Here is a 12,488-nt window from a genome sequence, read left to right as displayed (position 1 = left end):
GTATCCCCCAACAACTTAAATAAATTGTTCCATATCTGAATCTTTCATAAGGGAAGTGATTGTATGACAACATCGACCATAAAAAAAAGTGTACGTATTAACCAAATTTGGGAGAATATTCTGTTGGGATTGTCAAAAGAATGTCAATCCCAGGAAGCCGTGGGCAAGCTGCAATTTTTATCAAAATTGAGGGAAGATGCAGTATCCGAGTCCACAAGATTAAACTTCCCTACAAAACAGGATGAAGATTGGAGATTTGTCGACTTGTCTGAATTGTCTAATATTCAGTTTAAACCAACCAGATCGGCTACTACCATTTTTCCAGATAATTTGTCCTCTTTTATCCTACCCGAGACCCAAAAAAGTCAGCTCATTTTTGTTAATGGAGAGTATGCCCCTGAACTGTCAAATTTATCTGCTTTACCTAAAGGGGTATATGTAGGGAGTTTAATGGGACTTCCAGAATCAAAAAAGGAGAAAGTTGTTCATTATTTAGGGAAAAATAATGATAAAAAAGACTTTTTTACCCTGATAAATACAGCAGATCTTTATCATGTTGCCATCGTTTGGGTAGACCCAAATATTATTGTCGATGTTCCTGTTGATTTACTATTTCTATCTGTTCCTACCGATTGCCATAGTTTAATCCAACCTCGTGTTTTAATAATAGCTGAAACAGGGTCAAGTGTTACTTTGGTAGAGAACTATACGGCTATTGCCCAAGAATGTTCTGATATCGCAGAGAATAAACCTTATTTAGTGAATGGAGTCACAGAAATATTCCTGGAAGACAATGCTCGCATTAATCATAGTCGCATTCAACGAGAATTAAGAGATAGCTTTCACATCGGAAAAACTACGATTATCCAAAATAAAGAAAGTCGTTATATTTGTAATGATATTAGTCTAGGTGCCAAACTATCTCGCCACACCCTCAAGGTTTTTCAACAGGGAAAACAAACTGAAACTAACCTGAGTGGTTTAACAATGGTCGGAAATTTACAGATTTCAGATACTCACAGCGCAGTCTATCTTAATTATCCCTATGGAATAATCCATCAATTGCACAAATGTATCATTGATGATCATGCCCATGGGATATTTAACGGTAAAATATCTGTCCCAAAACCAGCACAATTAACCAATGCAAATCAATTAAATCGGAATTTGCTGCTGTCTTCAAAAGCTCGTATTGATACTAAACCTGAATTACAAATTACTGCCGACAATGTTAAATGTTCCCACGGGGCAACTATTAGTCAATTAGAATCTGATGAACTATTTTATTTGCAAAGTCGTGGTTTAAATCAAAACGACGCCCGTAACCTCTTAATTGATGCCTTTGCTACTGAAATTTTAGATCAACTTCCTCTTAAATCTCTGCGTCAAAGACTCACTCAATGTGTCGCCTGTAGGACATTAGAATACTAAATAAATTATTAATTTTCTTAATAACTTATGTAGAAATATTTCAAGATGCTAAAGCCCCTAATTAACTTCTAACGTTTGAATTTGTCATGATTTCTGTAAAAGAAAAAACTCTCGCTGCTCAAGTTCGTTCTGATTTTCCAATTTTGCACCAAGAAATTAACGGAAAGTCTTTAATTTATCTCGACAATGCTGCTACTTCTCAAAAACCTTTAATCGTTCTCGATACTCTGCGTAATTACTATGAAAAAGATAACGCGAATGTTCATCGAGGGTCACATAATTTAAGTGTGCGGGCAACAGAAGCATATGAAGGGGCTAGAGACAAAGTAGCAAAATTTATCAATTCCCAATCACCTCAAGAAATTGTTTTTACTCGTAATGCTACAGAAGCTGTTAATTTAGTCGCTTATAGTTGGGGGTTAACCAACTTAAAACCTGGAGATGAAATTATTATTTCCGTCATGGAACACCATAGTAATATGGTCCCGTGGCAAATGATAGCTCAAAAAACAGGGGCAGTAATCAAGTATGTTTTTCTAACTGAACAAGAAGAATTTGATTTAGATCAGTTTAAATCCTTGTTATCGCGTAAGACAAAATTGGTAGCTATCGTCCATGTTTCTAATACGTTGGGCTGTATTAACCCAGTAAAAGAAATCACTTGTGCAGCTCATCAAGTAGGAGCAAAGGTGTTAATTGATGCCTGTCAAAGCGCGCCCCATTTAGCTATTGATGTGCAGCAAATTGACTGTGATTGGTTGGTGGCCAGTGGACATAAAATGTGTGCTCCTACGGGAATTGGGTTTCTTTATGGGAAGAAAAAAATTTTGGAAGATATGCCTCCTTTTCTTGGTGGAGGAGAAATGATAGGGGAAGTATTTCTTGAGGGGTTTACCCATGGCAAACTACCCCACAAATTTGAAGCAGGAACCCCTGCTGTTGGGGAGGTGATCGCCCTAGGAGCAGCGGTGGATTATTTGACAACTATCGGATTGGATAAAATCCATGTTTATGAAGAGGAGTTGACTACCTATTTATTTAAAAAATTAACAGAAATTCCTAAAATACGGATTTACGGATCTAGGTCCAATTTAGACGGTAAAGGAAGAGCAGCATTAGCTTCCTTTAATGTCGAAGGAATTCATGGGAGTGACTTATCAACTTTATTAGATAATGAAGGAATTTCCATTCGGTCAGGACATCATTGTACTCAACCATTACATCGCCTATTTAATGCCTCAGGAAGTGCTAGAGTAAGTTTATATTTTTATAATACCCTTGAGGAAATTGACAGCTTTATTTTAGTTTTAAAAGAAACGATTGATTTTTTCACTGAGCTCATGTGATAATAGGGAGCAGTCTGCGTTTTTTAGGGGTGGGAAGGTCCCACCTCTTCTCGTTTGTTTTAGTATTTTTACTTTAGTTATTAATAATTGTAAATGTACAAAAAATTTGTGAAATATAATTTTCACAACTCTCCTAGACTAAGTAAAGTGTTACCATGACAACCCAGTGGCTAATAACTTTCTAATTTTTTTTACTGTATTTTATCATTCCATAAGTATAATTTATGTAAAAGTAAAGACTTTAAGTCTTGGTTTGTTAATTTTTTGTTACATACCTTATAAAAGGACCTATTTTACTGACTTTAAAATATTTTCTAATCACTTACCTAGGGTAAGTTCTTCTTTTTTACCCAAAATTCCTTGGGGTCGCCAAACCATTAATATCATTAAAATTAAGCCAATAACCATCACACGAAATGCCCCTGCCTGACTCTGACTTAACATTCCTAATTGAGGCAGAATAAAACGAGTTATGGAATCATAAGCCCAAAAAATAATCGCACCTAGGATTACCCCTGCGTTACTTCCTGCACCTCCTAGAACAACAATAATCCAAGCATTAAAAGTTAATAACGGTTCAGAACTTTTTGGATAAATAGTAGTTAATTGCCAAGCGAAGAAAGATCCCGCAATTCCTGAAATCGCCCCCCCTAACATAAATGATTGCAATTTATAAAATAAAATATTTTTCCCTAACGCTGTGGCAATGTTTTCATCTTCTCTAATTGCTTTTAAAATACGTCCCCACGGGGAATGGACTAAAAGTTCTAATCCTGTATAAATAATGGCTAACGTTAATAAAGCTAATACCATCAATCCAGCTTTGTAAGTATAGTTATAAATAGCAACAGTCCCAGGAACATAAACTAAAATAATGAATGATGTAGTTATAACTCCCCAAATAATCAAATTCAGAGGTTTCCTCTGTTTAACACTTTTTCCTTGAATTCGTTGATATTGTCGCCATTGTTGAGACAGACTATTCCATAATAGCAATTCAGCATAAATTGCTAATAAGGTTAAAACAATAAGCAAGATAAATTTAGTAAATAAATTTGCTTCAAAATCTAAGGGAAGAGGATAGTTTTTTACCCCAAAAGTACCACCTGTCAGCCATTCCTCATTATTGACAATTAAGCGAATTAATTCAGATACACCAATGGTAACAATCGCTAAATAGTCTTCTCCTAAACGCAGTGTCGATAGACCAATTCCTAACCCTAGAATCGCTGAAAAAATCGCTCCAACTAAGACGGCGAAAATAATAGGGAAGCCTTTAATTGTCAAGAGAGCTGTAGTGTAAGCTCCCAAGGTCATAAATGCAACCACTCCGAAGTTAGTAAGTCCTGTAACCCCCCATTGTAGGTTTAAGCCTAGTGCAAAGATGCCATAGAGAGCAGATGAGGTAGTTAGGAAAACAATGTAATCACTGATAGGGAAGAGTTGATCCATGGTATCGATGACTCATAGATAAATGAAGATATGGAGTAATTGTGATTGTACCGTGATCACGAATAATTAAGCACTAACTTCTTTACTAAAGTCTGAAGTGTTTCTAAAAAACATTTTGGACCTCGTGTAAGTCTTTAAAAACTAGCCTTGGTTTTTTAAACCTTACAATTTAAGTCTCGTAAAGTCTCGGATTCGAAATATTTGACGCGGAACTCAAATTGGGGGTAATGTTTTAGACACAGAATTACGTGAATTTTAACTCTTACTCTGATAGTTTATGACCTTTCTGCGTTCTCAGGCTGGACGGCCCAGCGCAATTAACCTTGTTTTTGTAAGTCTTATAGTTATTTCTATTCTTCTAGCAGGGTATACAGGCAGGATGGAAGCTATAACTAAAGCTAGCGTAGACTCAGCCAAAAGTGCTGTTGAATTAGCCGTTGGGTTAATTGGTATTATGGCACTGTGGTTGGGACTAATCCGCGTGTTAGAAGCTGGAGGATTAATGTTAACCATAGCAGAATGGCTTAAACCTTTGATGATTCAGTTATTTCCTGATGTTCCTCCCACTCATCCCGCGATGGGGGCAATGTTGTTAAACATCTCTGCCAATATGTTAGGACTAGGGAATGCCGCTACCCCGTTTGGGTTGAAGGCGATGATTGAACTCGATAAGCTCAATCCCTTTCCAGGTACAGCTACTAATGCTATGTGCCTATTTTTAGCGATTAATACCTCTAGTGTTGCACTATTCCCCCTAGGGGTCATTGGGGTGCGGGCGGCAGCAGGAAGTAACCTTCCGGCTGCCATTTGGATACCAACTTTTTTAGCAACAACAGTTTCAACAGTGTTAGGAATTTCGGTTTCAGTTTGGTTAGGAAAAAGAGACAAGAATTACGCTAAATTCTTGTCTCAACCTTCTCCCCAGACATCTGAGATAAAAGACGAATCTGTTAAAATAGATAGCCTAATAGAAATAGAAGAAAACTCCAATTTTGACCATCTTTTGTATTCTCCTAATTTATTATCCCGCTTTTTTTCCTGGGGATGTTGTGGAGGATTTTTAGGAGCTATTCTTTATCAGGCAATTAATAGTAATAATTTAGGAGAATTTATCCGTCAAGAATTTCTCGCTCATTGGTTACTTCCTGCCTTAATTTTATTAATTGTTGTCTATGGTGTCGGACGAGGAGTTAAAGTTTATGAAGCAGTTACCGAAGGAGCTAAACAAGGGTTTGATATTGCCATCCGAATTATCCCCTTTTTAGTAGCAATTTTAGTGGCCATTGGCATGTTTCGTGCATCGGGGGCAATGGATAAAGTTATTTATTTTTTGAGTCCCTATACTAACTGGATTGGTCTTCCGGTGGATGTATTGCCAATGGCTTTATTACGTCCCTTGTCTGGAAATGGCGCATTTGCTTTAATGACTGAGGCTATAGAACGTGACCCTAACTCTTACAGTGCCTTTGTTTCTTCAATTATTATGGGTAGTACAGAAACTACTTTTTACGTGTTAGCAGTTTATTTTGGATCAATTGGGATTACGAATATCCGCCATGGATTAGTAGCTGCTTTGTTAGCAGATACTTCAGGGATTTTATCTGCTTGTCTGTTTGCTCGAATTTTTTGGTTAGGTTGATATTTTTTGCTCTTTCTGAACTAAATAAATCAACGAGTTTAAATAAGTGTAAAGTGGTTTAAAAAGAGTGATCACTGGATGCCAGCCTGCCCTTCTGATTCTTTCCAGAAAGAGAACAAGATCAAGAATTTTCTATTTAAACACAAGAAAATGAAAAGTTGAAGAAGTTGCAGATTAGTTAAATCTATACTTAAATTCCAATTAAGAAGGTAGTTTCTCGATACTCTTTAAAGAAAAGAAAGACTGTGGGATTCTCCGAGAAGTAGAAGGGAAAAACTTGGAAAGAAGAAGACGTAAAATTTATTGAATAACTTTCAGAAAAGGATAAAAAACTAAATGATGGCTAACAACTATCTAATCATTTAACTGATCTTTAGCTCAATATTAAAGAAGTAAAGTTGGTAAAAAAGGTTGGGATTGTTGTCTAGTCAAGTGTTTAACAACAATCAGTTTATTGACTGTGTCACAAATACAGTCGGAATGAATGAATAATTTTCCCTTAATGATTTATTGGTTAAAATATATTAAAGTTCTATTAATCATGGACGATCATCTGTCATAAGACCCATGGCAATCGTAAGGGATTAAGTTAGAGGGGACTAACGACAGTGAAACTGACCATAGGATTTGTCGCTTAGAAAAATGAGTGTGGGAGCTTAAAAGAAGCCTAGAAAGAATAACAGGATAGAAAACCCGAGACAAAGAAGTAAAAGATGACCTCTGTGGAGATTAGTTCATAATTCTTGATATGACAGAGACCATTTCTAAGATAGAGATGCCATTATCTGAACATTTGGTTAAAGCCTGTCAATTGTTCATCCAAGCGAAAAGTGACATCAGTGGTTCTTCGGCATGCTATCACTTTCTAGAAGACTTTGAAGAAGAATTTCTGATTAAATTTGGGTATAGTGAAGGTCAATGCTCTTATTAAAGATAAAAATGCTAAATATTAGCTATATTAGACCTGTTGTAAATCTACTTATTAGTAGCTACTTTAGCTGGAAATGGAGTAAATGAATTAGATCATCTACCAACGTGGAAAAAGTCGACAGAAGCTTTGATTATAAAGAATTTCTATATTTAAGGAATTAAAAAGTGTTAAACTTGGATAATCAAGCTAGAAATTACGGAGATAAAGGAATATATTGTTTTCCTTTATCTATACTTAAATCTCATCCACAATTGTTAGCTAATTTGCTAAAAAATTATTCAATAGAAATAATTAAAATAGTTAAAAAGATAAAGAGAATTAGAACTATTAAAAATTAGTCATAATTCTGATATTTTTTTAGAAAAAATTTAAATTTACCCCAACATCAAGAAAGAGTGACAAAGTTATCAAATGAGAAGAAAGATGGCTGTTTACCAGATAAGATGTCTTGTAATTCTGCTTTCTTAAAGACTTAAGAAGACGTTTAGTGCTGGAAAAGAAGTTTTTTTATGTAAAAATACTAGATGAAGATGAGAAATTATTTGCTTATAAGATTTAATAAGTTCTAAACAATTATTGTTTAAGGTTGAACTAAGTATCTTAAATATTAAACTGAGAAACAGATAAAATAGAAAAAAGTATATAAAGGTTGTGATATTAGTACTGTCGAGTTCTTTTATTAACAAGTTTGTATCTTAACTTTTATTAAAAACTGATAATCTTTATGAATTTAAATTTAGTTTTTAGGAATTTTTTTTTAAAAAAGTACAATTTATCTGCTCTATAGATTTATTTTTGAAACTAGGAGAAAATTAAAAAATCGATAGTTGTATTGAGTATTATGCTCAAAGTTTTTACTCTAAACTAAGTTAGTAGTGCTTTGTTAGTTCCATTGCTTTCAGTCCAGTTCAGCTGGATTTTATGAAAAAACTCTAAGTGCTTTATCAAAACCATCTAATCAAAAAAAATAAACATTTTTAATGTCATTATTTTATATATACATCAAGATGACTTAAGAAAAGTTTCTGGTCTTAATTTCGTACAACAAAAAATCTTAAAGTTAATTAATTTAGAAAAATCTATTTATATTACCGACTATTTTACCTCGGTATAAAACTGAGTCAGCTTAAGTAGCTCAATTTCAAATTGAGTCAACTTTTCAACCTTTTCCCCCTCTTGCAAAACAAATAAACGAGAGAGAAAAATAAAATTAATTAATTTAGAAAAATCCCATAAGATTTTAAAAAAGGACTAAAAATAGACATGAACAAAAGTGGGTGCGAGGATTTACTCCCTTCCTAAGGAGAAAGAAGAAAAAAACAAATTGGGGAGGACTACGTCTTTTAGAAAAAAATGTGAGCATAAGACTACTAAATTTAAATAAGGAAGATTTTAGTATATAGAGTTAAATAAGTTTTACCTATCTAAAAGTAGGAAAACAGAAAGTAATTCCATAAAGAAAAAAAAGGGAAACAACCAAATATTATAGGAATAATGGAGAGAAAAGAGGAGCAGTTCTGTATTGGAAGTAGTGTTTATTGAGAGCTGGCACTTTAGATATAAAATATTGTCTTGAACTTACCGAAGTATTTTGTAATGTTGTATATCACTTAATATCAAGAACTTTAAGATTATTGTTATTTTATTCCTTAATCTACAGCATTTTTTTCAAAAAATGCCTTTATCTCTCAAAAAAAGACGAATTTGTGACCGTCGTAATCGCTCTTTATAAATTGTGCTCTCAACCCTGTAATGGATAAAATCCATTACGGGTTCTTTCCCATTGCAGAAAAAGAATTTCCTAGTATAGTTAACCAGAATCGTTTTGCAGAGCTTATGCCCTGGGTAATGATTTTACTGTCCTATCTTTTCCAGATTTGCAAAGGAGAAATTTTTGAAATTAGTAGACCTAATTCTAATCAGATAAGAGTCTGTCATCAGGTTCATAGTAAGATAAATTAACTTTTTGAATGTTTAGTTAGATAATAAAAAATCTGTAGGATTACATTATGAATTAAAATTGCACTTAATTGCTACAACCACAGTAAATTATTAATTTTAAAATTAACTGCAGGCAACATATATGACTGTCAATATGTTTCTGATTTAAAGTAACATTCAATTAGTAAATTATTTGGTTACGGATAATATTTTCCTGAAAAACTTTTTGAAAAGCTCTATCAATCAAAGCTTTAAGTAATTCCCAGTAATCAACAGAAGATGAAGCAACAGTTAGTGAAACTGATTAATAAAATTTAATCTTTTAAACGTTCTTCGATTGAAACGACCAACAAGTCACTAAAAAACACCTCTCATATTGAATTTTTAAGAAATATAAGTGGTTGAACTTTTTTGTTAATCTTTTTACTCAACTAACTTCTTATCTATACCTAATCTGGCTAAAAAAACTTTCTCTAAAAGTTGGGCGAAAAGATAAATCCAGTTTATCTCTTGTTATTTTTAAACAATAATTTCAATCTTAACTTCTGCAGATAGTATTTTAGATACTAGTCGAATTTTTCAAATTTAAACTTAAAATATTGAGGATAACAATTGTGTTTTAAATTCTATTTAAACTCCTGTTTTTAAGCAAAATTTTTAGCTTTTATCTATTAAATTTTTGTCATAGTTAGTCTATTTAATTTGTCAATTTCCTGATTGACAATCTCCTTACCGACAGTAAGGAGATTCATCACTTATCCTTCTTGTTTACTGATATTTTTTAAAAGCTAAGGTGACATTATGTCCACCAAATCCAAAGGAATTAGACAGGGCAACTTTGATATCACAAGAGCAACTTTTATGAGGTACATAATTGAGATCACACTCAGGATCAGGATTATCTAAATTAATTGTAGGAGGAACTTGTCCGTTAGCGATCGCCATGGCAGTGGCCACTGCTTCTATGCCTCCAGACCCCCCTAATAAATGGCCTGTCATCGATTTGGTAGAACTAATGAGAATTTTGTAAGCGTGTTTTCCCAAAGCTTTTTTAATAGCTTTAGTTTCTGTGACATCATTTGCTAAGGTACTAGTTCCGTGAGCATTAATGTAACTTACTTGTTCTGGAATCAGTCCCGCATCGGCTAACGCCAGTTTCATCGCTCGGGTTGCGCCGCAACCATCAGGAACAGGAGATGTCATATGATAAGCATCACAAGTCATCCCATAGCCGACGATTTCGGCATAGATTTTAGCTTCACGATCAAGAGCGTGTTTGAGTTCTTCAAGGATTAGGATTCCCACCCCTTCACCCATCACGAACCCATCGCGATCACGATCAAAAGGACGACAGGCCATTGCTGGATAATCATTGCGAGTTGACAAAGCTCTAGCCGCCGCAAATCCGCCTATTCCCAAGGGCGTAATAGCAGCTTCCGTCCCCCCACAAATCATCGCTTTGGCGTAACCTCGTTGCACTAGGCGAAAAGCGTCTCCCACAGCATTAGAACCAGCAGCACAAGCAGTTACCGTACAGCTATTGGGTCCTTTAGCTCCCGTATGGATTGCTGTTAGTCCAGCAGCCATGTTAGCAATCATCATAGGAATCATGAAGGGACTACAACGACTGGGGCCACGGTTAAGGTAGATTTCTTGTTGATCTTCGAGTACCTTTAGACCGCCAATCCCCGTCCCAATTATTACTCCTATTTGGTCTGCATTAAGCTCATTAATCACTAACTGGGAATCGGCTAAAGTTTGTAAACTTGCCGCTACCCCAAATTGTGCAAAACGGTCCATCCGTTTAGCTTCTTTCCGGTCTAAGTAATCGTGGGGGTCGAATCCTTTGACTTCTCCGGCAAAACGGCAGGCATGCTGGGCGGCATCGAAATGAGTAATTAAACCAATCCCATTGCGGCCACTAACTAATCCGTCCCAATATTCCATCAGGTTATTGCCAATAGGGGTTATTGCACCTAGTCCTGTTACGACAACGCGCTTTAATTCTGAATTGGTCATGATCTTCGCTTAAGATATTAGGCTAACTCTGCCCCGCAGATTATAAGGAGAGTAAGGGATGGGGACAGCAACCTCTCCCAAAACGTGGGTTAAGTGGTTGCTGTAACTTTTTCACCGATGTGTTCAACAGCTTTGCCCACTGTGTCAATTTGCTCGGCTACTTCGTCAGGAATTTCAATATCAAATGCTTCTTCTAATGCCATAACCAGTTCAACAGTATCTAGAGAATCTGCTCCTAAGTCATTAGCAAAACTTGACTCCGGTGTTACTGTTCCTGGATCGACTTCAAGTTGTTCGATAACGATACTTTTAACTTTTTCAAAGATTTCTTGGTTCATTAATCCTTAATTTGCCGCTAGGTACCCCTTCCGAGGGTGTCGTCATGGGGAGGAAATGGGGCGGGTGATGCCATTCCCTAAGGTCTGTGTCACTAGTTAATCGGAGTGAGCATTTTCTATATTATCGGTAAATGGTCAGTCGGGGAATAGCTATTTCTCTCAGTTTTCAATGTGAACTTCTTATTCTAAAAAATAGGCTGAGAATGGAAGAGAGAATTTAACTTCCCTATTACCATTATTTTTAATATAGACAAAATTTAACATAGTGTCAGCATTAATTATTGTTGATACTTTTTGACAAACAAATATTTATTTATCAGTAATATACAAATATAGATTTTTTTTTTGCATCATTATTGCAATATTTACGATTATGTTTTGCAGATTATTAATCCTAATTAACACCCCATCATAATCTTCTGTTAAGATACCTTAAATCAAGTTAAATACTTAAATATTTTTAGGTTATAAAAAGATAGTATCTTCTCTCAAGATTAATTTCAATTAACCCAAAATAATCTAATTTTTTAGGCTGATTGTTGGCATTAAACAAAATTGATTTCTAGGGTGTATGTAAGCTTAATTTTTCCTCAGTGATAAGAGTGATAAGGATACCGCCCTGATTGCAAAATCATTATCACAATGTTCGTTATTATCTTTAGCTTTTTCTTAATCAAGAAAGGGATGAATTCCTTCATAAAGATGGATCTCCCAAACATTTGATCTATGTTTAAATCTTTTAAATTACAGTATTTACTATTTTCAAACTCGGAAAGTATGTCTTCTGTAGGCTTAGAGTTAAAAAAACAATAATTTTAAAAAAAAATGCTTAATTTGGCTTTTTATAAGACTTTTTACTGAAAATTATGGCTAGAAATTGTTTAAGAAACTTCAAAGAACGGTATAGGATAATTCCATACTTTTTACCTAATGATACAAGCATAAGCAGTATCTACATCCCGATTATCAATTTCAATAGCAATAAGATCATAATCTGCTAATAAAGTTCAGGGAATTGCTAGCCAAAACCCTAAAGCAATCTCCATAGTAATAATGGTGCATCATCAGGGGATAGAGCAGGAAAGCCAGTGTGGTCCGCCGCTTCAAAACTCCGAAAGAGTTGATCAATCAATGGTAGTCAGGGGGCATAGTCAATTAGGATACATCCTTTTTGTTTTTCTTTGTCTTAATCTAAGGAGCTTCTAAAACAAATTAGAGAATGGCAATCATCTTCCCAAACATTGGTAATTTGGGTAATGTTTTAAAGCCGAATTTTGTCATTTGAGGTAAATGATTTATATGGCTAATTTACGTAGAGAGTCGTAGTTTCTAGTTTCCCATGCAAAAACTAGTTTCTTGTCTTAAGCTCTACATTTAGTGAATTTTAACGG

At 34.8% G+C, this 12,488-nt stretch carries 7 protein-coding genes; 4 read left to right on the top strand and 3 right to left on the bottom strand.

The window, feature by feature from the left end; translation table 11 throughout:
* Nucleotides 1-63: 63 nt before the first annotated feature.
* Nucleotides 64-1,431 carry a Fe-S cluster assembly protein SufD gene (gene sufD, locus P3F56_RS08930; protein ID WP_281152517.1) on the top strand — a complete coding sequence of 456 codons (1,368 nt, stop codon included), beginning with the start codon at nt 64-66 and terminating at the stop codon, nt 1,429-1,431.
* An 86-nt stretch (nt 1,432-1,517) separates the two neighbouring features.
* A complete protein-coding gene (locus P3F56_RS08925; protein ID WP_281152516.1) occupies nt 1,518-2,777 on the top strand; it encodes a SufS family cysteine desulfurase in 1,260 nt (419 codons plus the stop codon).
* A 318-nt stretch (nt 2,778-3,095) separates the two neighbouring features.
* Here the strand turns inward: P3F56_RS08925 and P3F56_RS08920 are convergent, their stop codons facing one another.
* Complete coding sequence (locus P3F56_RS08920) at nt 3,096-4,229, bottom strand: branched-chain amino acid ABC transporter permease (protein WP_281152515.1); 1,134 nt, start codon at nt 4,227-4,229, stop codon at nt 3,096-3,098.
* A 277-nt stretch (nt 4,230-4,506) separates the two neighbouring features.
* On the opposite strand from P3F56_RS08920, the gene P3F56_RS08915 reads away from it, so the two are divergent.
* Nucleotides 4,507-5,868, top strand: a complete 1,362-nt coding sequence (locus tag P3F56_RS08915; RefSeq protein WP_281152514.1) for a nucleoside recognition domain-containing protein — start codon at nt 4,507-4,509, stop codon at nt 5,866-5,868.
* Nucleotides 5,869-8,551: 2,683 nt separating this feature from the next.
* On the top strand, nt 8,552-8,761 hold the full coding sequence (locus P3F56_RS08910) for a hypothetical protein (protein ID WP_281152513.1): 210 nt from the start codon (nt 8,552-8,554) through the stop codon (nt 8,759-8,761).
* Nucleotides 8,762-9,508: 747 nt separating this feature from the next.
* Here P3F56_RS08910 and fabF read toward each other — a convergent pair.
* Together fabF and acpP are read right to left on the bottom strand one after the other, a co-directional pair.
* Entirely contained in the window at nt 9,509-10,759 is a 1,251-nt protein-coding gene (gene fabF, locus P3F56_RS08905; protein WP_281152512.1) for a beta-ketoacyl-ACP synthase II, read from the bottom strand.
* Nucleotides 10,760-10,848: 89 nt separating this feature from the next.
* Nucleotides 10,849-11,097 (bottom strand): acyl carrier protein, encoded by a 249-nt coding sequence (gene acpP, locus P3F56_RS08900; protein ID WP_267383754.1) that lies wholly within the window; start codon nt 11,095-11,097, stop codon nt 10,849-10,851.
* Nucleotides 11,098-12,488 lie beyond the last annotated feature (1,391 nt).

It is taken from the genome of cyanobacterium endosymbiont of Epithemia clementina EcSB, from assembly GCF_029919255.1.
GTDB lineage: Bacteria > Cyanobacteriota > Cyanobacteriia > Cyanobacteriales > Microcystaceae > Rippkaea.
The sequence above is the reverse complement of the archived record's forward strand: the minus strand, read 5'-3'. Positions and strand labels throughout refer to the sequence as shown.